The organism is Streptomyces sp. NPDC101194 (assembly GCF_044767885.1).
Lineage (GTDB): Bacteria > Actinomycetota > Actinomycetes > Streptomycetales > Streptomycetaceae > Streptomyces.
Window position 1 is genome coordinate 306,876 of the sequence record NZ_JBIWOS010000008.1, and the last position, 22,219, is coordinate 329,094.

Annotated in this window: 17 protein-coding genes and 1 pseudogene; 5 read left to right on the forward strand and 13 right to left on the reverse strand. The window is 68.6% G+C overall.

The features are described 5' to 3' along the window. Window positions 1-256: 256 nt before the first annotated feature. Entirely contained in the window at window positions 257-769 is a 513-nt protein-coding gene (locus tag ACIRP2_RS28055) for a hypothetical protein (protein WP_404254959.1), read from the reverse strand. Window positions 770-1,006: 237 nt separating this feature from the next. Between ACIRP2_RS28055 and ACIRP2_RS28060 the strand changes: the two genes are divergently transcribed. Next, window positions 1,007-1,384: a hypothetical protein gene (locus ACIRP2_RS28060; RefSeq protein ID WP_404254961.1), complete on the forward strand. Its 378-nt coding sequence runs from the start codon at window positions 1,007-1,009 to the stop codon at window positions 1,382-1,384. A 639-nt stretch (window positions 1,385-2,023) separates the two neighbouring features. Here the strand turns inward: ACIRP2_RS28060 and ACIRP2_RS28065 are convergent. Further along, on the reverse strand, window positions 2,024-3,667 hold the full coding sequence (locus ACIRP2_RS28065; RefSeq protein ID WP_404254963.1) for an alpha/beta hydrolase: 1,644 nt from the start codon (window positions 3,665-3,667) through the stop codon (window positions 2,024-2,026). Window positions 3,668-4,127: 460 nt separating this feature from the next. Between ACIRP2_RS28065 and ACIRP2_RS28070 the strand changes: the two genes are divergently transcribed. After that, window positions 4,128-4,676, forward strand: coding sequence for a DUF1062 domain-containing protein (locus ACIRP2_RS28070; RefSeq protein ID WP_404254965.1), 549 nt, complete (start codon window positions 4,128-4,130; stop codon window positions 4,674-4,676). A gap of 223 nt (window positions 4,677-4,899) precedes the next feature. Here the strand turns inward: ACIRP2_RS28070 and ACIRP2_RS28075 are convergent, their stop codons facing one another. After that, complete coding sequence (locus tag ACIRP2_RS28075; RefSeq protein WP_404254966.1) at window positions 4,900-5,388, reverse strand: hypothetical protein; 489 nt, start codon at window positions 5,386-5,388, stop codon at window positions 4,900-4,902. A gap of 558 nt (window positions 5,389-5,946) precedes the next feature. Between ACIRP2_RS28075 and ACIRP2_RS28080 the strand changes: the two genes are divergently transcribed. Then, window positions 5,947-6,507, forward strand: coding sequence for a cysteine hydrolase family protein (locus ACIRP2_RS28080; RefSeq protein WP_404254968.1), 561 nt, complete (start codon window positions 5,947-5,949; stop codon window positions 6,505-6,507). A 181-nt stretch (window positions 6,508-6,688) separates the two neighbouring features. Here the strand turns inward: ACIRP2_RS28080 and ACIRP2_RS28085 are convergent, their stop codons facing one another. From ACIRP2_RS28085 to ACIRP2_RS28110, 6 genes and pseudogenes are all read right to left on the reverse strand, one after another. Continuing rightward, complete coding sequence (locus tag ACIRP2_RS28085) at window positions 6,689-8,293, reverse strand: glycoside hydrolase family 13 protein (protein ID WP_404254970.1); 1,605 nt, start codon at window positions 8,291-8,293, stop codon at window positions 6,689-6,691. A 151-nt stretch (window positions 8,294-8,444) separates the two neighbouring features. Beyond that, window positions 8,445-9,320 carry a carbohydrate ABC transporter permease gene (locus tag ACIRP2_RS28090; protein ID WP_404254972.1) on the reverse strand — a complete coding sequence of 292 codons (876 nt, stop codon included), beginning with the start codon at window positions 9,318-9,320 and terminating at the stop codon, window positions 8,445-8,447. Between the two features lie 18 nt (window positions 9,321-9,338). Then, window positions 9,339-10,301 carry a carbohydrate ABC transporter permease gene (locus ACIRP2_RS28095; protein WP_404254974.1) on the reverse strand — a complete coding sequence of 321 codons (963 nt, stop codon included), beginning with the start codon at window positions 10,299-10,301 and terminating at the stop codon, window positions 9,339-9,341. Between the two features lie 82 nt (window positions 10,302-10,383). After that, window positions 10,384-11,802: an extracellular solute-binding protein gene (locus ACIRP2_RS28100; protein ID WP_404254976.1), complete on the reverse strand. Its 1,419-nt coding sequence runs from the start codon at window positions 11,800-11,802 to the stop codon at window positions 10,384-10,386. Between the two features lie 280 nt (window positions 11,803-12,082). Beyond that, window positions 12,083-13,090, reverse strand: coding sequence for a LacI family DNA-binding transcriptional regulator (locus tag ACIRP2_RS28105; protein ID WP_404254978.1), 1,008 nt, complete (start codon window positions 13,088-13,090; stop codon window positions 12,083-12,085). 97 nt (window positions 13,091-13,187) lie between these two features. Continuing rightward, window positions 13,188-14,415 (reverse strand): annotated as a pseudogene (locus ACIRP2_RS28110) (discoidin domain-containing protein); the annotation flags it as partial. Window positions 14,416-15,084: 669 nt separating this feature from the next. On the opposite strand from ACIRP2_RS28110, the gene ACIRP2_RS28115 reads away from it, so the two are divergent. Then, window positions 15,085-15,744, forward strand: a complete 660-nt coding sequence (locus tag ACIRP2_RS28115) for an NADPH-dependent FMN reductase (RefSeq protein WP_404254980.1) — start codon at window positions 15,085-15,087, stop codon at window positions 15,742-15,744. 261 nt (window positions 15,745-16,005) lie between these two features. Further along, window positions 16,006-16,491: a VOC family protein gene (locus tag ACIRP2_RS28120; RefSeq protein ID WP_404254982.1), complete on the forward strand. Its 486-nt coding sequence runs from the start codon at window positions 16,006-16,008 to the stop codon at window positions 16,489-16,491. 419 nt (window positions 16,492-16,910) lie between these two features. Here the strand turns inward: ACIRP2_RS28120 and ACIRP2_RS28125 are convergent, their stop codons facing one another. From ACIRP2_RS28125 to ACIRP2_RS28140, 4 genes are read right to left on the reverse strand one after another with little or no spacing between them, the layout of a single operon-like run. Then, on the reverse strand, window positions 16,911-18,692 hold the full coding sequence (locus ACIRP2_RS28125) for a carbamoyltransferase (RefSeq protein ID WP_404254984.1): 1,782 nt from the start codon (window positions 18,690-18,692) through the stop codon (window positions 16,911-16,913). 53 nt (window positions 18,693-18,745) lie between these two features. Then, window positions 18,746-19,201, reverse strand: a complete 456-nt coding sequence (locus tag ACIRP2_RS28130; RefSeq protein WP_404254986.1) for a hypothetical protein — start codon at window positions 19,199-19,201, stop codon at window positions 18,746-18,748. A gap of 53 nt (window positions 19,202-19,254) precedes the next feature. Beyond that, complete coding sequence (locus ACIRP2_RS28135) at window positions 19,255-21,204, reverse strand: pyridoxal phosphate-dependent aminotransferase (protein WP_404254988.1); 1,950 nt, start codon at window positions 21,202-21,204, stop codon at window positions 19,255-19,257. Next, complete coding sequence (locus tag ACIRP2_RS28140; protein ID WP_404254990.1) at window positions 21,197-22,183, reverse strand: NAD-dependent epimerase/dehydratase family protein; 987 nt, start codon at window positions 22,181-22,183, stop codon at window positions 21,197-21,199. Before ACIRP2_RS28140 ends, ACIRP2_RS28135 begins: the two co-directional genes overlap by 8 nt. Window positions 22,184-22,219: the final 36 nt, after the last annotated feature.

Sequence of the window (22,219 nt, forward strand, 5' to 3'; positions counted from 1 at the left end):
AGGATTCACGGCTGGAGGGCAGCGCCCTCCCGATGCCCTCCGGGCGTGCGCCGAGGGCGATGAGCTGATCGGTGACGAGGCTGTCGGCCAAGGCTCCGGGTCCGAAGCCGTGGAGACCCGACGTGGTCCCGCTCGGTCAGGGCTGAGGCCCGCTCGTTCCCGTCGCCTCGCGGGCGCCGCCCTGAAGCGACAAGGGTGGCACGCCGCAAGGCCGGCTGCTGATCCGACGTGTGCTGACGGTGCGACGGGCGGTTCGTCACTCGTCGTCGATGCCCTCCACGTCGACGGGCCGAGTCCCGTCGAAGGTTACGAGGATTCCGTAGGGGTCGCCCATGCGGAGCCGGCTCTCGGCGAAGCGAACAGCCCAACTCCGATCGGTCCACACCGTTGCCTCGGGAACTCCCAGTGGCGGCTCCGGAAGGTCCAGCAGGCCCAACTCCTCCGCCGTGAGTCCGAAATGTTCCTCCCGGAGCCGGATGCGGCAGTACTCCACGGCCTGGGCGACGAAGGCGTCGAATCGGCTCACGACATCGTGAGCGAGTCGGAGGATGGCCGACTGTGGTGGGATGGGCGGTTCAGTCACCAGACTGACTTCGGTCGGGGTTGTGCCCGCCGGTGCCGGGAAACAACCGGTCCAGCAGGCCAGCGACGGAGGGCTCTGCACCCGGGTCAGTGTGAGCCCGGCGATGTGCAGGGTCGCGGGCAACTCCGCGTCGACGCCGGGTTCTCCACCGCTCGGGCCGCTCGGTGGTGCTCCGTTGGCGGACATTCGCCCAGCATAGGCCGGAGGCGCGTATGGCCGGCGACCGACGGCCGACGATGAACGGCGAAGACCGGCGGCAGGAGCACGAGGTGATCCACTTGGCTGGTTCTGAGCCGATCCGGGGCCCACTGCTCCCCCCCGGCATTCGCGCGGCTTGTTATTTGAACTCTTGAATATCTATGGGGCAGGGGTGAGGCTTGGCCCCGATCCACCGCGGATCACTCGGACTTGTGAGGAGAAGGCATGCACATCCTTGGTCTCAAGCGGGCCGCGGCCGGTGTCGCGGCCATGTCCGCGGCGCTGCTGATCGGAGTCCTGCCGGGTCCGGCTTCGGCATCGTCGGCTCCGGCCCCCGGCGGGGATTCGTCGCAGTGCAGTGTCGCGGGCAACGTCTGCGTCTGGGAAGGTGCCTTCACGGACCGGTGGGCCCTGTACGAGGACATCGGCACCGAGTGCGTGACCGCCCCGTTCGGCGTGCTCGCCACCCTCAACATGACCGACCGGCGGGTGGACTTCTACCGGAGCGACGACTGCGCGGGCGCCCCCGCCCACAGCGAGCCGCCCTTGGGTCTGCACTCGTGGAAGAGCCTCGGGGCGCTGTACAGCTTCCGCGTGGCCTGACGGCCGGGCGATGCCGGTCCGCTCTCGGCGCCACGGGCGGATACGGCTCGCCTCCGGTCCCCGTCCCGGCCGCTTCCGGGGCGGGGACGGGGGACGGGCTTGCGCCGTCGCCGGGACGGCCGCACCGGTGTGTGTGCATGGTCGCGCAGTGCGTCGTGCAGGCGCTTCCATGAACCGTCGTGGACCCGGCGGCGGTGGATCCCGTACACCGTCGTCGATGCTTCACCGGCCGACCGCTCTTCCTGAGCGTACGGCGTGGTGCGGGCAGCAACGGAGCGATCAACACGCACTGCTGGTCCGTCATGGAGGAGGACGGGGAGGCGCGGCGGCCCGAGTCCGCCTCGGACTCGTCACGAGAGTGGCATGACAGACACATGCAGGTGGGCGACAGCGACACACGAGCTCCTGGTGGGGCGGCAGTGTGGACAACTCCTGCCTACCAGGCGCTCTTCAGCCCTGTGTCCGGATCACGTGAGGCTGCTCCGACGGACCTCCGACGTTGCGCACGCCGGACATTCGACGGCGCATCCTGCGGGAACAGGTATGGCCGGTCGCATCCGCCACGGGGGCGGGACCTCCGCTGGGTGGTCCCGCCCCCACCTTCAACGGGGCATGCGGCAAAGGGTCATGCGACCGGGCTCAGAAACGGTCCGGGGCACGCTCCGGGAGCGGAGACCCGGGGAGCGCGTCCCGCTTCTGGTTCTTCCGCGCCTCCGCGTTCGTGTCGGCCGTCGCCCGGCAGGTCACGTCCCTCGCCGGGAGCTTGCCGGTGAGCAGGTAGTCGGTGACCGTCCCGTCCGTGCACGCGTTGCCGTTCGGGTAGACGCCATGGCCCTCGCCACCGAGGACGGTGACCATTCTCGAGCCCTTCAGGTCGGCGTGCAGGGCCTGACCGCTGGGTAGCGGAGTCTGCGAGTCCCATTCGTTCTGGACGACCAGGGAGCCGACTTCGTTGTTCACCTTGGTTGCCGGCTCCAAGGACGTGTCCCAGAATGCGCAGGGCTTGATGCTGGACGCGAAGTCACCGAAGAGCGGGTAACGACCCTTGTCCTCGATGGCGTCCTGCCGATAGCTCTCAGGATCGCGGGACCAGGCGGCTGAGTTGTCGCCGCACACCACGGCCCAGAAGCTCGCCATCATGTTGTCGGACGGCACCTCGGCGGCATCGGTGGCGCCTGCAGTTCCGGCCCGCTGGGATCCGGCGATCGCCGCGGCCTTCTCCGCGGAGGCGGGTTCGCCGGCCGCGGCCTTCTTCAACTCCACGACCGCCTCGGTGGCGTACTCCGGGCTGAAGACCGCCCCGCGCATACCGCTCCGGATGTCATCACCGGTGGTCGGCTGCCCCTCTACCTCGATAGGCGTCTCGTCGGCCTGCGCGACCAGGTCCCAGAAGGTCCGGTCGACCTGCTTCGGGGTGTCACCGAGGCCGTACTTCTTTGAACGCTCGGCGGCCCACTCGGTCCACCGGTCGAACGCGGGCTCGGCGCCCTCCGCCCACCACTGGATCATCCCCCGCCATGCGCGTGCCGGATCGACCGCGCTGTCCAGCACGAACCGGTCGGCCCGGCCGGGGAAGAGCTGGGTGTAGACGGCGCCAAGGTAGGTGCCGTACGAGTAGCCCACGTACGAGATCTTCTTCTCACCGAGGATCGCCCGGAGCAGATCCATGTCGCGCGCGGTGTTGCGTGTGGTGATGTGACGGAGCGTGTCGCCCGCCTTCTCCTTGCACTTGTTCGCGACGTCCCGTGCCCAGGCGACGTCCGTGTCGAACGTCTCCTCCTTGTACGGCCGCAGCCAGTTCTCGTCCTTCGGCTTCAGATTGCAGGACACCGGGCTGCTCCGTCCCACACCGCGCGGGTCGAAGCCGATGAGGTCGTACTTCTGCTGTACGGACTCGGGGAGCATCTCCTGTATCTCCAGCGGCATGTAGAGCCCCTGTCCTCCAGGGCCGCCCGGGTTGGAGAACAGGACACCGTGCCGCTTGCCGGGCGCGGTGCTCTTGATCCGGGATATGGCTAAGTCGATCCGTTTGCCCCGGGGAACCCGGTAGTCCAGTGGAACCTTGATCGTGGCGCACTCGAACTCCGCCGGAGACGTGGCTTCGCACCGCTTCCACCGCGGCTTCTGCTTCACATACCGGTTCAGCGCGTCCGTGGCCGCGGACGAGGAGGCGGTCGACGGGGTGGCAGCCGGGGCGGCGACGGCCGTCGAGGTGGCGAGCGCGGGAGCCAGCGTTGCCGTGATACTCACGGCCAACAGAGGCGCGAGACGTCGTCTGCGCATGATAGTGATCCTTCCGGTCGGATGTCTCGGACAGGAAAGATCTTTCAGGAACCGGCCGCGCACGCGGATCCTTCGCCGGGCTGCACCTCCCCTCCACCCTGAGATTGACACAACAGTCTTGCGTGGTCCTTGAGTTGTAGGGGAAGGGCCGTCATCGGCGCCGACCGACGTACCAGTGGCAGGCGAGCAGATCACCACTGGACGGTCGCGCCCTCCACGACCGCCGTCACGCGGGACTCCGACTTCGTCCAAGATCCGGCGGACAGAACCTGGAGGCGCTCGAAAACCGGTGGAGCAGCGCCGCTGTGCGCCGTTACCGTGCTGCCGAACCAGGTCGTCCAGTGAAGGACACGCCGTTGTACACCCTGTGAGACCTCTCGAGCGCTGAATCGTCGCGCGTCGCGCATGTGCCGCGCGCTCCTTTTTGCTGCGGACTTCTCACTGAAACCGGTGTACTTCTGTGCTCAAAACCTGGGTGGTCGTTCCCACCTGCCTGCCGCTCGTTCTCCGCCGTTGCCACGCGTGTGCGTCCGAGCGCTTCCGTACAAGCGGCAAATTCCGCGTCAACGCAAACCACAAGCTCATCGACGCCTGGCTCCTCGCGCTCTGTACCGCTTGCGGGGAAACGGCAAAGCTCACGGTCCTGGAACGGATGAATGTGCGCTCCGTACGACCTGAGCTGCTGGACCGACTGCATGACAACGACCCTGGCCTGGCAGCTGAGCTGCTGCAGGATCCGGTCGTGCGGCGTCGCAATCGCATCGCCCTCGACTGGGACGATGCCTGGCGCCTCGACACCGGCGGATCGGATCACCTGGACCACGAGGTGATCGACGTCTCGGTCCGCTTTGCGGCGCGGATCCCTGTCCGGCCGGTGCGGCTGATCGCTGAAGGCTGCGGTCTTTCGCGGGCCGAGGTCGAGAGACTGATCACGGAGGGGAAGCTCGTTTCGGCAGTCCGGCTGAACCGCAAGCTCTCCGGCGACTTCACCTTCACGCTGAAGCGCTGAGCCCTCCTCGGGACCGGGGCCTGTCCGGCAGGATCCGCCGGACAGGCCCTGAACTCTGTCCGCCTTCCCCCACAGGCATGGGGGCCGGAAAAGTGCCGGCTGCGACACTGAAAGCCTTGCCCGAGCGCCAGTCGGCACCTCAGCGGTCTGTCAGCGCCGACCCTGCGCAGCGTGGCACAGGGGGCCCATAGATGCCGGCGATCATTCCTGCGAGGCGTGGTTCTCAGTCGTCGGCGATGTGCAGGGTCAGCGTGAAGTGTTCACCGTTCGTCCCTGCGAGCAGGCTGTCGAACAGCGGTGTGAGCCCGTTCACGGCGCCGCAGTCGGCGTCGTGGTTGGTCCACCAGCCGGCCTCCGGTCCGAGCAGGGACACCACCTGGTCCGCCGCGCGTGCGGCGACCTCGGCGGGCAGGTGCAGGTGGCTCGGCCAGACCAGGTCGACGGTCGCGACCCGGGTCAGGAACGAGGCGGCGTCGTGCGCTTCCACCGGTTCCAGAGCGGCACAGATTTCCGGAACGGAGGGCGGGGTGTATCCGGACAGGAAGCGTCGCCAGGGCTCGTCCGCCGCGACTGCCGCCAGCAGTCCGCGGATCCGGGTCGCCAGCTCCGGCAGGTCGGGTTCCGGTTCGGTGAACCGCCCGGCCTCCACGTACACCCGCATAGGCGTGGACAGTTCGGCCATGCTCGCTTCCAGTTCGGCCAAGGGTTCCATGGACGTCACAGTGGGATTCTGCCGTATGTTCCTGGCCGCTCTTTGACCCGCACCCGGGCCGACTGGACCCCTTGTCGGCCAAGTCGGTGCCTTCGCCGCGCTCGGCCCACGGGCGGACGGGCAGCCGCCGGTGCTCAAGGCCGCGCAGGCGACGGGGCACTGCTGGCAGGACGGGCTGCGGGGCCGGCGCGGACGGAGGTTCGAGCCGGTCGGCTTCGGTTCAGACAGGGTGGTCCGAGGCTGCGGCGACGGCCTGCTTCGCGGAGGAGTCCGGACCGTCAGCCTCTTTCACCGGAAGGACGCTTGCCCATCCGCTCTCCCTGAATACACGGAGACGAAAGCCGCAGAAACGGCACACGCGGCACAAGTACCCACACCTGACCAGCACACCACCCCTCTGCGCACCGAACTGCGCGGCCCCCCGGGCCGCACCTCCTGGTACTCCAGTACGGTTGCGTGATCTGTTCTCCACCAGCACCGTCCCCGAGATCGCGCCGGACCCGAACATGAAGACCCCGGCCCGTTTCACGCCGTACCCACTACGTTCCTGGAGACGACATGAGCAGTGCCCTTCTCGTTATGGACGTCCAACGGGCCATCGTGGACATCGTGGATGACGGGTCCGCATACCCGGCACGCCTGCGCAGGGCGATCGACGGGGCCCGGACGGCGAACATCCCCGTGATCTACGTGGTCATCGCCTTCCGTCCCGGCTTCCCGGAAGTCGGCACGCGCAACAGGGCTCTTACCGCCATTGCACGGGCCGGTCTCTACGTCGAGGGCGCCCCGGGCACCGAGATCCACCCCGAGGTCGCGCCCCGGCCGGGCGACGTGGTGATCACCAAGAGACGGGCGAGCGCTTTCTCGGGCAGCGATCTCGACGTGGTGCTGAGGGCACGCGGTATCGACAGCCTCGTGCTCACCGGCATCGCCACCAGCGCCGTGGTGCTGTCCACCCTGTGCCAGGCGAACGACATGGACTTCGGCCTCACCGTCCTTTCCGACGCCTGTCTGGACATCGACCCCGAGGTGCACCGGGTCCTCGTCGAGCGACTGTTCCCGCAGTGGGCGGATGTCGTCACCATCGACGACTGGCTCAAGACGATCGCACCTCGATAGCGACAGACCAGGTGGACGACAACGTGGGCGGTCGGCTCCGGCAGGCCTGCCCGCCTTCACGGGCGGGCCGGGACGTCGTCGGGATGTGTGCGCACCGGCCGCCCATCGGCGCTTGTTGCGGTCATGAAGCACAACCCTCCGTGGAGGGCCACCATCTGTCCGGCGTGTTTCGACGGCGGCGTCAGGTCAGCAGCCACACCGCGATGTCCTGCGGAAGGCGGCCCCGGTCGTCCAGGGGGCCGCTGGTGAGCAGGACGTCCGTGTGGGCCGGGAGCTCTGCGGGCTCCGCGGCGAGGTTGACGACGCAGATGAGGCCAGCACCCCGGCCGAAGGCGATGACTCCCGGCGTGGACGGCAGCCAGGTCAGTGACTCCTTGTTGAAGCCGGGGACGGTACGTCGCAGCCGCAGCGCCTCGCGGTACAGCGTCAGCATCGAGGCGGGGTCGGTGCTCTGTCGGTCGGCGGCGTAGGCCGGCCAGTCCTCCGGCTGCGGCAGCCAGGGTTCGCCCCGCGAGCCGAAACCGCTGTTCGGCGCGTCCGCGACCCACGGGAGCGGCACTCTGCAGCCGTCGCGTCCCGGGTCGGTGCCACCGGAGCGGAAGTGCATCGGGTCCTGGATGCGGTCGAGGGGCACGTCGGCCTCGGGCAGGCCCAGTTCCTCGCCCTGGTACACGTAGACGGCGCCGGGGAGCGCCAGGGTGAGCAGGGCGGCGGCACGGGCGCGCCGTGTGCCGAGCTCCAGGTCCGTGGGTGTCCCGAAGGTCTTCCTGGCGAAGTCGAATCCGGTGTCCTCGCGGCCGTACCGTGTCACGGTCCGTGTCACGTCGTGGTTGCACAGCACCCAGGTCGCGGGGGCGCCGACCGGGGCGTGCTCGGCCAGGGTGTCGTCGATGGTCCGGCGGAGGCGGTCGGTCTGCCACGGACACGCGAGGAAGTTGAAGTTGAAAGCGGTGTGCAGTTCGTCGGGGCGGAGGTAGCGGGCGAAGCGCTCGGAGTCGGGCAGCCAGACCTCGCCGACGAAGACTCCTTGGTATGCGTCGGCTATGGCGCGCCAGGACCGGTAGATGTCGTGGAGCTCGTCCTGGTCGATGTAGGGGTGGCGGTCGATTCCTTCGATGAAGTCGGCGAGTGCCGGGTCCTTGGCGAGCAGCGCCGCGGAGTCGATCCGTACACCCGCGACGCCCCGCTCGAACCAGAAGCGCAGTATTTCCTCGTGTTCCTGACGAACCATCGGGTTCGCCCAGTTGAGGTCGGGCTGCTCGGGGGTGAAGAGGTGGAGGTACCACTCGCCGTCGGGCACGCGGGTCCAGGTGCGTCCGGAGAACTGGGAGGGCCAGTCATTGGGCGGGAGCTCACCGTTCTCGCCCCGGCCGCGCCGGAAGTGGAACAACTCTCGTTCGGGGCTGCCGGGCCCGGCGTCCAGGGCCGCCCGGAACCAGACGTGCTGATCGGACACGTGGTTGGGGACGATGTCGACGATCACCCGCAGGCCGGACTCACGGGCTTCCGCGATGAGTTTCTCGGCCTCGGCGAGTGTTCCGAAGGTGGGGTCGATGGTGCGGTAGTCGGCTACGTCGTAGCCGCCGTCGACGAGTGGCGAGACGTACCAGGGGGTGAACCAGAGGGCGTCGACGCCGAGTTCGACGAGGTAGGGAAGTTTCGCCCGGACGCCCGAGAGGTCCCCGGTGCCGTCGCCGTCGCCGTCGGCGAAGCTGCGTGGATACACCTGGTAGATGACGGCGTCGCGCCACCAGTCGTCGGTGCGTTCCGAGTGAGGGGCTGCCACGTGACGGTCCTTTCGGGCAGGGTGGTTCTCCGCCTCGGCCCGGACGGCAGTGCGCCGGGTAACGGGCCGGTGGCGGAGGCTTCATGGACGTGCGAGAGGGCGGGACATGTGTGGGGCGCGAGGAGGCGGCGGTTGCGGATGCGCGAGGCTGTCAGCCCTTGAGGCCACCTGCGGTGAGGCCGCTCATGATGTTGCGTTGGAAGGCCAGGAAGATGAGCAGCGTCGGCAGGGACGCGATCGTGAGTGCGGCGATCAGTACGTTCTCGGGGACGCCGTTGGACAGCGAGTAGATGCCGACGTTGAGTGTCTGCATGGCCGGGTCGGGCAGGGTGAGCATGGGCCAGAGGAAGTCCTTCCAGACCCCGACCACGGCGAAGATGGAGACGACTCCCAGGATCGGCCGTGAGATGGGCAGCACGATCGACCGCAGTGTGCGCATCGGTGAGGCCCCGTCCATGGAGGCGGCGTCCAGCAGTTCCTTCGGGATGGAGTCGAAGAACCTTTTCAGCAGGAAGATGTTGAAGGCGTTCGTCACCGAGGGCAGCCAGATCACCCACGGCGAGTTCAGCAGATTGCGCTCCACGAACGGCACGTCCAGGACCGTGAGGTACTGCGGGACGATGAGCACAGTCGCCGGGATCATCAGGGTTGCGAGCATCATGCCGAGGATCGCCTTGCCGAAGAGCGGCCGCAGCTTGGAGAGCGAATAGGCCGCCGCCACGTCGAAGATCAGTTGGAAGGCCAGGGCGCCGAAGGCGTAGTACAGCGTGTTGAAGAGAAGTCGGGAGAGGCCCATCACATCCCACGCACGGGTGTAGTTCCCGGAGTTCAAGGACTCGGGGACGAGGGTCGGCGGTATCTGGACGGCCTCCTGGGTGGATTTGAGGCCGCTCGACGCCATCCAATAGAGCGGTCCGAGAAACACCAGAGTGAACAGACCGACGACGAGGACGAAGGTCACCCAGTACACAGCCTTGCCCCGCGGCCTGGCCAGTTGGGCCGGTGAGATGAGTGTGCGTGTGGACATCTGTCGTATCCCCCGGTCCTACTCGTCCTCGGCGCGGCTGAGCTTCACGTATGCCGCCGAGACACCGGCGAGCAGTACGAGGAGGACCAGACCGAGCGCCGCCGCGGCACCGTAGTTGTTGAAATAGAACGCGTATTGGTAGATGAGGTAGACGACCGTGGTGGTCGATCCCTCGGGTCCCGCGCCGCCGGTGAGCAGGAACGGTTCGACGAACACCTGCATGGTCGCGATGACCTGCATGAGCAGCAGGAGCGAGAGGATGAGCCGGGTCTGTGGGACGGTGACGTGCCAGATCTTGCGGAGGAGACCGGCGCCGTCCAGCTCGGCCGCCTCGTACAGCTCGCCGGGGATTCCCTGGAGCGCGGCGAGGTAGATCAGGGTCGCGCCGCCCATGTTCATCCATGTCGCCGCGATGACCACGGAGAGCATGGAGGTGTCCGGGTCCTGGAGCCACTGCTGCGCGGGCAGACCGAAGAATCCGAGGATCTCGTTGAGCAGGCCGTACCCCGGGTCGTAGAGGTACTTGAAGAGCAGCACGGAGGCGACCGGCGGCAGCATGACCGGCAGGTAGACCAACAGCCGTAGATACGCGCGCGCGTGCCGGAACTCATTGAGGACCACCGCGACGACGAACGGGACGGCGAAGCCGAGCACCAGCGCGAGTACGGTGAACAGCAGCGTATTGCGCCAGGCCTGCCAGAAGGCCGGGTCGTTGTAGACGATGCTCAGATTGGACAGGCCGGCCCACGTCGTCCGTCCGCCCTCGGTCTTCTGGAAGGCGAGGAGGAACTCCCTCACCATCGGGTACCAGGAGAACAGCGAGAAGCAGATCACGGCACCGATCAGGAAGCCGTGGGCCGTGAGGTTGCGGCGCAGGTGCTTGGCGAACGTTCCGCCGGACGGCCCCGGCGCTCGGCCGTGGAGTCCGTAGCGGCGGGGCTCGTTTGCCGTGGTCGTGGTGGAGATGGTGGGGGCCGACATCTGTCGCCTCCTCGGTGCGGAAGTGCCGGAGTGCGGTAGGGGAGTGGTCGGGGCACGGGGGCCGGCCGGCCCCCGGTGCCGGTCACTGATGGGCCAGGACCTGGTTGACCTGCGCCTCGGCTGTGGCGAGCAGCTTGTCGATGTCGGCGTCCTTGTTGGTGAGGATGCCCGACATCACGTTGTCGAGGACCTTGTAGACCTCCTGGGCCTTCGGTGGTTCCGCCTTCCCGGCGACGGGGTTGTCCATGAAGGTCTTGAAGTTGGCGACCGGCATGGTGGCGTATTCGACGCGTGCGGCGTCGTCCTTGGTCTTGGACTCGTGCATCCAGAAGTTGGGCTGGGGAACGCCCACGGGCAGCTTGTCGGCCTTGGTGCGGGCCCAATCGAACTGCCCCTTGCCGACACTGAGGTTCTTGAAGTCCAGCCAGGCGACGGCGGCCTTGATCTTGTTGCTGGAGATCCCCTTCTTGACCATGTAGTTGTTGCCACCGGCCAGGGTGTTCTTCTCGCCCGGGATCGGTCCCATCCCGAAGTTCTCGTACGTGGCGCCGAGTTGCTGGACCATGTACGCGATGTCGTCGGGTGCGGCCAGGAACATGCCCAGCTTGTCGGTGGCTATCTGCTTCTGCAGGTCTCCCCACTTGAGCAGTTGCGTCTTGCCCATGCTGTCGTCCTGCCAGCGCATGGCGTGCAGGTTCTCGGCGACCTGCTTGCCGAGTTCGTTGTTGAAGGCGGCCTTCCTGCCGCCGGCGTCGACTACTTCACCACCGAGGCTGTACATCTGTGCAGTGAAGTGCCAGCCGCCGGTGTTGCCGGCGCTGTACTCGCCGAAGCCCGCGATGCCCTTGCCGAGGCCCGCGATCTTCTTTGCGGCCGTGCGGACTTCCGCCCAGGTGCGCGGCGGGGCGTCGGGGTCCAGGCCGGCCTGCCGGAAGAGCTTGCGGTTGATGAGCAGGCCCATCGTGTAGTTGCTGGTGGGCAGGCCGTAGAGCTTGCCGTCCTGCTTGAGCGAGCCGAGAACGTTCGGGTCGATGTCCTTCAGCAGAGGCACGCTCTTGTCGTTGACGTAGGCGGTGATGTCCGCCGCGCCGTCGTTGTCGAGTACCTGCGGCAGGTCGGTGAAGTAGGTGTAGAACACGTCCGGCTGGGACTTGGCCTTGAGCATCGCTGTGAAGCGCGGCGGCTCCAGACACTGGCCTGGGGTGGAACGTCCTTCGATGGTGACGTTGGGGTACGTCTTGTTGAACTCGGCGACGTCCTCCTTCCACTCCTTGAGCTCGGCCGCCTTCGCTGCGGGGGGCATGCAGTCGATGGTGAATGTCACCTTGGTCCTCGGGTCCAGCGGGGCGGCGGGGTCCGAGGATCCACCGCCGTCGGATCCACCGCCGTCGTTGTTGCTGCTGCTGCTCGTGCCGCAGGCGGCGAGAGCGGTCAGCGTGAGTGCGGAGACGAGGGTGACCGCGCTGGCGCGGCGGGTACGGCGGAACCGGGCACTTCTCATGGGTGGTCCCCTTCGGGCACGGAACGTGGAGGTCGCCCCATCAGTGATGCGTTGCAGGGCGTGGCACACTCAACCACCGCCCATAGATGAACGCAATATCTCGCGCTGGTTTCGTAAATGTTTGACAGATTGCTGTATGGGACCCGCCGAGAGCGCGGGACCGGCTGTCGAACAACCTCGGCGGATGTGGGCATGGCAATGCCGCAGGGGCCTGTCCGGGGAGGGCGGACAGGCCCCTGCGGCATCGCGGAACGCGCGGAGGCGGGCCGACGGTCGGGATCTACCGCGGCGCCTGGGCCGTGGAGCCGCGCACCACCAGTTCGGGCTCGAAGAGCAGCTCACCGGGGTGCACTTCACCACCCTGGATCTGGGCGCAGAGCAGCTCGACGACCGCGCGGCCCATCGCCTCGATGGGCTGGCGCACGGTGGTGAGCGGGGGCTCCGTGCAGTTCATGAAGGCCGAGTCGTCGTAGCCGACGACGGAGACGTCGCCCGGTACGGCGAGCCCACGCCGGCGCGCTGCCCGTACCGCACCCAGGGCCAGCGGGTCGCTCGCACAGATGATGCCGGTGACACCCCGATCGAGCAGGCGCGACACGGCTGCCTGGCCGCCTTCCAGGGAGAACATCGTCCGCTCCACGTGCGTGTCCGGCAGTTCCCCGCCGTTGACCCGTGCGACGTCCCGTGCGGCTCCCAGCTTGCGCCGCGAGGGAATGTGGTCGGCGGGGCCCAGTACCAGACCGATCGATTCGTGGCCGAGTGAGACCAGATGGCGCCAGGCCTGCTCGACGGCGACGGCGTCGTCGCAGGAGATGCAGGGGAAGTCGAGGTTTTCTATCGGGGCGTTGATGAGGACGACCGGGATCCTGCGCTCGGCGAGCTGCCGGTAGTGCTCGTGCGGCGCGTCCGCCTGCGCGAACAGCCCACCGGCGAAGACGACCCCGGAGACCTGCTGCTGGAGCAGCAGCTCCACGTAGTCGGCCTCGGAGACCCCGCCCTTGGTCTGGGTGCACAGGACCGGAGTGAGACCCTGCTGCGCCAGCGCACCGCCGATCACCTCGGCGAAAGCCGGGAAGATGGGGTTCTGCAGCTCGGGCAGGACCAGGCCCACGAGGCGCGCACGCTCGCCGCGCAGCTGTGTCGGCCGCTCGTACCCGAGCACGTCCAGTGCGCTGAGCACGGACTGCCGGGTCGCCTGGGAGACTCCGGGCTTGCCATTGAGGACCCGGCTGACCGTGGCCTCACTGACACCCACCTTCTTCGCTACTTCAGCAAGTCGTCGCGTCATACACGCAAGACTAACGCAAGTCGCGCAAGCGGCTTGCGTCAGTCTTGCCTTTCAGTTGAAGAGGCCCCGCTCACCTGCTAAAGGCCCCGTCTCCCTGCTACGGATTGACGTTGATCTTGAAGGTGGAGGTGGTGTTCCGGGTGTCCACCGCGTTGCCGGAGAACCGCAGACCGTTGAAGGTCGCCTCGCCGACCGCGGGCCCCTGCCCCGATTCCGGCAGCTCGTTCGCCCACAGGCCGAACCCGGACTTGGCGTCGAACGCGTCTGCGCTCCTACGGACACCCGAGATCGAGATGTCGGTGAAGATCGTGTCCTTGATCGGGACTGAGGCTGCCCGCCGACGTAGTTCGTCTGGAACATGACTCCGCTGTAGGTCGGATCGACGATGTCGACGTGATCGACCCTGATGCCCTGGAAGATTTTGGAGGCCGAGAACACCCAAATACCCGGGAAGGTCTGCGATCCCCAGAAGTGGCCGCCTGCCCGCACGACGGAGATGTTCTCGAAGGTCGTCGGATCGGTCCCGAAACCGTTCATCGGGTACCCGAAGTCCAGCGACGAGATGGTGATCCCGGAGTAGACGAGCGTGTCCGCGATACGGATGTTGCGGCAGGTGTTGTCGTAGACGGCGACGCCCGCGGCCCGCCAGGTCAGTATCGACGTCAGGTTCTCGTAGACATTGTTCTCCATGTCCGAACCACCGGCGTCGATCGCCGAGAACAGTGCGAAGCTGTCGTCGCCCGTGGCGCGTGCCTCGTTGTTGGACACGAGGTTGTCCGTCGACCCATTGGTCATGTTGATGCCGTCGGCGAACATGTTCCGGATCCGGGAGTTCTGAGCGTGATCTCGTCCGACTCGACCGGCGCGGCGGGCGTCGCCGTCAGTCCGGTGACCTCCAGATCCGGGTTGGGTGCCGGGACCCCCATGGCCTGGAACTCCGCGAGCTGCCCGGCCGACGAGCCGGAGTTGGCGGTGAACTTCAGTTGCACGTCGGCGACGCGTGCGGTGACAGGCACGGTGACGCTGTTCCCGCTTGCCGGGTCGAACGGGTAGCTCTTCGCGGCGACGAGCCCGGTGAAGGACGCGGCGTTCTGTTCCCGGCCGAGTACCTCGATGGTCTGGGTGCGGGCCGACCACACGCTGTCCGGGTCGAGCCCGAGGACGAGGCGGCTGATGTCGGCGTTCGCGTCCAGCTTGACGGTGAGGGTGTTCGGGTAGCTGCCGGGCGCCCCTTCCCAGTAGGTCGTCACGCTGTTGTCGTTGGCGTTCGCCGCGACGAAGGTGTGGACCACGGAGGACGCGCTGATCTGCTTGCCCACCGCGAGGCACCTCGCCGCGTTGTCGGGACGTCCGTATGCATCCAGTATGTGGACGTCCCTCCGCCTTGCGATGCACCGCATCCGACGCCGCGCGCTGATCCACCAGGGATTGCGGGACAGCCCTTGCATGACAAAGCCCTTCCCCGGTGGAGGGAAGGGCTTCGTGGGCGAGCGCTGGGCAGGCCTTGCACCTGCATTTCCCCGCGGGAAGCGGGGCGTCTTTCCTTGGACCACCAACGCAGCAACAGTCACCGCGAGTTGCGGCGAACTGGCAAGATCAACTATAGCGCATGCGGACCGTCGGCAGGGCCCGGCCGACGTACGACGGATCGCCACGTCGATGCGCCTCAGGCGGTCCTCGGGGAGAGTTCCGTCGGCGGCGCGGCGGTCTCGGTGGGTGGACTCACCTGCGGTGGGAGGGGCATGGGGGCTCCGAGGGGGACGCCGATGACCGTCTCGGCTCCGCGCTTGGAAGGCGGGACGGGCTCAGGACGAACCGTAGGCCTGAGCGGGCCGGATCTTGCTGCCTGCCCACCCACTGGCACGACCATGGATCGGCCTGGGACCGCCTCAAGGGTGACGCCGTCGGCCGCAAGCGTGTCGTCGCGTGCGGCAGGCCGGGGCCACGAAAAACTGTCCGCCGAGGGCACCCCGCTCGCCGGAAGGGACCACAAAATGACCACGGACGTTGGCCCGACTCCCGTTCGGGTCCTTGTATTCGGTGCGGCCCGGCGCGCCGGTTCCACCAACGCTCAGTTGGCCTCGCTGGCGTCCGACCTGGTTGCCGAGGCCGGTGCCGACGTCGATTTGGCCAGCATGCGCGATTTTGACATGCCGTTGTACGACGGGGATGTGGAGGCCGCCGAGGGGCTGCCCGCGGGTGCTCTGGCCTTGTGTGAGCGGATCAAGCGCTGCGATGCGTTCGTGATCTCGTCTCCCGAGTACAACGGCTCCGTCCCGGGGCTGCTCAAGAACGCCATCGACTGGGTGTCACGGGTACGACCGCAGCCGTTCAAGACCAGGCACGCACTGCTGCTGTCGGCCTCCCCGTCGCTGATCGGTGGCAACCGCGGCCTGTGGGCGCTGCGGATCCCGTTGGAGCACCTGGGAACGCGGGTCTACCCCGACATGTTCAGCCTGTCCCGCGCGCACGAAGGCTTCACCGAGGACGGCCGGCTCGCACGCCCCGAAGCGCAGGAGCGGCTCGCCGAGATGATCTCCGGGTTCATGCAGCTGGTACAGGCCGATGTGCAGTACGTCTGTCTGCGGCGCCGCTGGTACGAATTCCCCGGCGACCGCACCGACGCACCGGTCACCCAGCGGGCCGAGGACTGACTCCCGACGGCCCCATGGACCGCAGCGCCTGCATGCCACCCGGCGGCGAGAGCGGCCGGAAGCCGAGCGGCGACGGAGCGGTGGGCGGCGGCCGGCCGGTCTTCACCGAGTTGAAGACCGGCCCCGGGGCGCCTGGGCTGGAGAGCCCGCTGACAGAGGTGAACACACTGCTGCGGGTGCGGAACACTGGACGAGGAGGGCAAGCTGGTCACGATCGACCTCGACTCCTGCGTACCGAGCCGACCCGCCCCGAGGTGAGCCATGAACGTGGAAGCTGACATCCCGATCCTCGCCGGCGTCCACCACCTGAAGCTGCCGGTACGCGATCTCGCGCGCTCCGAGGCGTGGTACGGGCGCGTACTCGGCTACCGGCGGGCAGCCGAGTTCGTCGAACAGGGTGTGTTGACCGGAGTCGCGCTGAGCCATCCGGCCGGCGGACCGGACCTGGCGCTGCGGCTCGACCCGAGCCGGGCCGAGGCCGCCGCCGGCTTCGACTACTTCGCGATCGGGGTGCCCGACAGCGCCGCGATCGAGACGCTCGCCGCCCGCCTGGAAGCCCTTGGTCAGCCGCACGGCGGCGTCTGGCGCGGCCCGCGCGGATGGGTGCTGCCGATGCTGCATGACCCCGACGGCCACGAGGTGCGCTTCCACACCGTCGAGGAACACACCTCGCGCGGACCCGGCGAGGTCATGCGCATGGTGGACCCGCAGGAGACCGCCGAGCAGGTGCGACCGGCCGCTCCGTAGGCGGCCCGACCGGGGTTCTGTCGACCCGCATCAGCCCTGCTCGGGGAACCTCGCGGTAGGACGCACGGTACGCCCGTTCAGCCATGCCGGCGCCTTGGCCTTGTTCCCGAGTGACGGTTCTGGAGGAATCTCCACGTCCCGGTGGCGCTTCGGTCCGCGCGGTGGCTGGGTCGGTGACCCGGTTCTCCACCCTGCTGCGGGCGCCTCCGGCCGGCGAGGTCCTGGTCGGGACGTTCGCCGACGCGCTCATGTCTGCCGAGGCGACGGGACCGTGCGGGCGACCCGGATGGACGGACGGAGGCTGTGACGGGCCAGTGGTTCCGGGCCTGCGGCGAGCGGGGCGGGGCCGGACGGTGGGTGTGTCGGCCGCCGTGGGCCTCGCATCCGCCCGGCTCGCCGCGGGAACGGGGGCGCCGGGGTCAGCCGGACTTCTTGGTGATCACGAAGCGGTCGATGACCAGATGGTCGATCTCCGTGGCGAGGAGGCACTCCAGAGCGTCGCGCGGCGAGCAGACGATGGGCTCACCGGCCACGTTGAAGGACGTGTTGAGGAGGCAGGGCACGCCGGTCCGGTCTGTGAAAGCGCGCAGAAGGCGTGCCAGGACCGGGTTCTGGCGGTCGTCGACCGTCTGCACGCGCGCGGTGCCGTCGACGTGGCAGGCTCCGGGTATCCGCTCGCGGTACTCCTCGCGGACCGGGAAGACGAACGTCATGTACGGCGACGAGGTCTTCTTGCCCAGGTCGAACACCCTGGGCGCTTCGGACTCGAGGACGACCGGGGCGAAGGGGCGGAAGGGCTCACGGTGCTTGACCCGGACGTTGATGATGTCCTTGATCTCGGGGAAGGCCGGGTTGGCAAGGATGCTGCGGTTGCCCAGAGCACGTGGCCCGTACTCGGTGCGCCCCTGGAACCAGGCCACGACGTTCTTCTCGGACAGCAGCCCCGCCGTGCGCTCGGTGACCGCCTCGATGTCGGCCTCCTCCTGCCACTCGACGCGGTCGGCGTACTCCTCCAGTGCCCCCAGGATGTGCGGCTCGTCGTAGGAGGGCCCGAGGTAGGGCGTGGTGGCGGCGTCGGCGGGGCGGTTTCTGAGCCCGGCCGTGTACACGGCCGCGCCGATGGCGACCCCCGGGTCGCTCGCGCCGAAACTGACCTCCATGCCGGTGAACGACGAGCGTTCCAACATCTTGGTATTGGCCACGCAGTTCAATGCGAGACCGCCCTCGAAGAGGAGGGTGTCCAGACCGGAGGAGGCCGTCAGCGCCCGCACTTGGTGCGCGGTGACGGCCTCCACCATGTGCTGGGCCATGGCGGCGACCTTCACCCGGAAGTCGAACTCCTCGCGCTTCTCGCTGTCTCCGTCGAACAGGTCGTCGAACAGCGCGTAGTACGCCGTCACGTCCATGGGGATGGAGATGGTGTACGTGCCGTTCTCATGAAGCCGTACGCAGCGCTCCAGCAAGGGGTTGCGACGCGGCGACGCACCGTAGGCGGCCAGGCCCATCACCTTGTATTCGTCGTTGTTGGGCACGAACCCGAGGTAGCGGGTGATCCGTCCGTAGGCCACGCCGAGCGAACTGGTCATCGGGATGGTGCTGTCGTCGAAGACGCGCACCACGCCGTCGCGCACTTCGCCCATCACCGAGGACAGGGTCTCGGCCCGTCCGTCGCTCACCAGGAATGCCGCGTCCCCGCCCCCGGCCAGATGGGCGCCGCACGTCAGATGGGCCAGATGATGGGGTACCAGGACCAGCTTGTTGGGGTCGAGGTCATGGCCGGTGCGCTGGACGAAGTCGTCGTGGATCGCCTCACGGCTGACCATGTCGGTGTAGAGCTCGCCGGCGCGCCTCAGGATGTCGAACTTCTCGGCGGGCGGCCGATCGCCCTTGGCGACCTGGGCGATCATCTCGTCGGCCACCTCGGGCGAGAAACGCCAAGGGAAGGCGACCACGTCCACCTGGTCGAGGGGGATGCCGGCGAAGTCCAGGCACCACTGGATCGCTCGGGCGGGGAAGTCGGAGCTCTTCTTGACGCGACTGAGCCGTTCCTCCTCGACGGCGGCGATCAGTTCGCCGTCGACCACGAGCGCCGCCGACGCGTCGTGGCCCACGAGCAGGTTGCGGGCGACGCCGGTCGCCCCGAACAGGCGCCCGAAGATCTCGGCGCCCCTGGTGAATCCGTTGTATCCGAGCACGATCACGGTGGTTCAGCCTCCCTGGCGACGATGGTTGCGACACGGCCCCGCGGCCGGCGTCACGGGCCCAGCGGAAGGTCGATCGGCTCGTTCGGGCCGTCCTTGGACTCGATGGTCAGGAAGGCCAGCACCTCGTCGCCGATGTTCTTCAGGTCGTGCAGGTGATGTCCGCCGTCGGCGACGGTGAAGTACCTCGTCTGCCCGCGCGCATAGGAGATCTCCCGGCTGGTGCCGTCGCTCATGTGCTGGCGGGCGCGACCGTCGGTGAGGGCGATCCAGTGGTAGTCGAGGACATGACGGTGGACGGGGAGGCGCTCGCCCGGTTCGAGGCGCGTCTCCCAGACGCGCAGGCTCTCGGTGTCGACCAGCAGGGTGCCGCCGACGCGGCCGTTGTGCTCGTTGGCGGCGAAGTCCGCGTGCAGAGGAGGGCTCCAGCGGTCGTAGTTCTCGGCGACGACCTCGCTGGTCAGCCGGCGGTCGTGCACCGGGGGGTCGGTCTGGGGGCGGTTACCCACGGTCCGGTCCTTTCGGTCTCGGGGTGCTGGTGGCGCGACGGTCGGCCGGCGGTTCACCGCACACGGGACAAGGCGTCGAGCAGGGTGTCGCCGGACCGCTCGTCGGCGACGGAGACACGGCAGGTGTCGGGGACCAGCCGGGCGGTGTCGGCAACCATGATCCCGGCGCCGCGCAGCTGCTCCATGACGCGTTCGTGCTCGTGCGTGCGGACCAGGAGGAAGTTGGCCTCGGAGGGGAACACCCGCTCCACGGCCGGGTGCTGGGCGAGCGCACCGGCCATCCGGTCCCGCTCCGACAGGATGCGCCGGACGCTGTCCAGCACCCGCGCGGAGTTGGTGAGCCGGTCGCGTACCGCCCACTGCGAGGCGTTGGTGAACCCGAAGGGCACCTGTACCCGGCGCAGGGCGTCGACGAGCCCCGGTTGTGCCAGAGCGACACCGCAGCGGGCCCCGGCCAGTCCCCACGCCTTGGAGAGCGTCCTGAGCACGATGAGGTTGTCGTGCCGGGCGATGAGCGGGGCGTACGAGGCCCCCGCGCTGAACTCCACGTACGCCTCGTCGATCACGACCAGGCCCCGGCTGCGGGTGACCAGTTCGAGCACCTGCTCCGGGTCGAGCCTGGTGCCGACCGGATTGTTGGGGTCGCACAGGAACGTCACGCGCGGGTCGGCCGCCAGGATCCGTTCGACGTCCAGCCGCGCCAGGTCGTCGCCGAGCAGCGGCGCCTCGACCACGGGCAGCCGCAGCACGCGGGCGAAGTGCGCGTACAGCTCGAAGGTCGGAGGGGTGACACAGACCGCCTCGCCCGGTGAGGTCAGCGCGGTGAGGAGCAGCATGACGGCGTCGACGGCCCCGCTGGTGAACAGGGCGTACTCGGCGCCCAGTTCACCGAGGCCCCCGTGTCCGGGCAGCCGTCCGACGGTCGTCAGATACGTACGGGCCAACTCGGCCGTGTCGAGTTCGGGATACCGCCCGTCCGCCCCGAGGAACGGGTTGGTGTTGCCGGAGAGGTCGAGCAGGTCGAACTTGGGCCGGCCGCGGAAGCGTGCCGGACCCGGGACGGGCACCGCGGCGACCGGTTCGGTGGCGAAGGCCGACACTTCGACTTCCGCAGGTTTCTCAGGCTCGGCGCCCACGCCGGGGGCTAGCAGCCAGTGGTCGAGGGGGACGAACTGGTCGGCACCCAGGGACCGCGCCCGCTCGGCGTCGCCGGGCCCCAGGTGGACCCACTCCAGGCCGGTGCGTCGGGCGTGCAGATACAGCTCGTACAGGGATGCCTCGTACAGGGCCTGCCGTGCGGCCGGAGTGTCCGGGGCCAGGGCCTGGGCGAGGCTGTAGATCCCGCGCCCGTTGTGCGAGCGGACAAGGAGCCCGGCCTGTACGACGTCGAAGCCGCGGCGGCGCACGAGCAGGTCGGCGCGGTCCGCCAGGGCCCCCTGGGCCAGGGCGTCGAGCGCCTCGGCGCCCCAGAGCGCGCCGCGCCCGCCCCCTTGCTGATGGAGGGCGGCGAACGCCTCGCGCGCCGCGGGCTGCCGAGGCAGGTCGCAGAGCCGGATCAGCTCCCAGCTCAGCTCCCGGTACTCGTCGTGGCGGGCGCGCAGTTCGCCGAGCCGCTGCTCGCCGACCCGGCTGCGCAGCACGTCGGCCACCTCGCCGGGCAGCCGTACGAGCCCCTCGCTTCCCGCGGCGGCGGCGACGAACCCGGCCGCGCGCAGCGGCCCGGTGTCGTCGGTGCGGCGCACGTAGGGCACGAGAATCTGTTCGACGCCCAACTCCTTCGCTGTGCCGATGAGTTCGTTCACCGCCGGCAGGATGGGAGCGGGACTGCTCGGGCCGTGGGGGATTCCTCCGATCAAGGCGGGGCGCTGCGGGTCGGACGCGTCGGCCCCTGTGAACCGCTCGTGGTGCAGACCGAGTCGGCGCGGCGCGCCGACCGGCCGGCCGGACCCCAGCGCGGCGCACAGGACGCGTTGCAACTCGATGACATCCGATTCCCTACGCATCGCCGCCCTCCACTCCCTCGGCGGAGCCGGACGTCACGCCCTCGTCGGTGGCGAGGTGCGCCTCGATACGGTCGCGGTACTCCACGAACATCTCGGCCAGCGTGCGAGCGATGCCCGGCCGCCAGTCGACGGTGCAGTCGCCGATGAGGCCGCGGCGGACGCGGTGGTCGAAGATCGCCGTCTCGCGGCTGGGCGACTCGCGGTCGAGCCGGGCCGGAACGCCGGTGAGAGCGGACATGTACCCGATCAGGTCGGTCATGCCGACCTCTTCGTCTCCGCCCCAGTTCACCACCTGAGCAGGCGTGCGGGCGGCCGCCCACAGCAGCGGCACCTGACGGACGACGTCATCGGTGTGGAGCAGGTTGCAGTAGTTCTGGCCCTCGCGCGGTACCGCGCAGGCCCGGCCGCTCCGCAGCTGCTCGAAGAGGATCATCGGCACGCCGCCGTGCCCGTACGGGCCGTAGGCGATGTTCAGCCGGGCGATGACCGTCGGCAGTCGCAGACTCTCGGCGAGGCCGCGGGCCACGCCCTCGGCCGTGATCTTGGCGACGGGGTACGTGGGGAGCCACGGGGCTGCGCCGCCGAGCGGGTCGCTCTCCCGGTAGCGGTGGGTCGCGTCCGCCCGGTTGTAGACGACTCCGGAGGACACATAGAGGAACGCCTCGGCATCGGCGCAGTGCGTCATCAGGCGCGCGGTGCTCACCGCGTTGACACGGGCGGTGTCCTCGAAGTCATGGCCGTCGCCCCGGTGGACGGCCGAGTGCAGCACATGGGTGAAGTCCTTCGGCAGGCCGACGAGTTCGTCGCGGGCCATGTCCCAGAGGACGGTACGGGCACCGGCGGTCTCCAGCGCCTTGCGGGCCTCGGCGTCGCCGAACCGGCCGAGGCACCACACCTCGTTGTCGGCGGCGAGCGCCTCGGCCACGGGTCGCGCGACCTGTCCGGTGGCGCCGGTGACGAGAATCTTCTTGCCTTGCATGGTCAGTCGCTCCTGGTCGTGTCGGAGGTGGCCCGG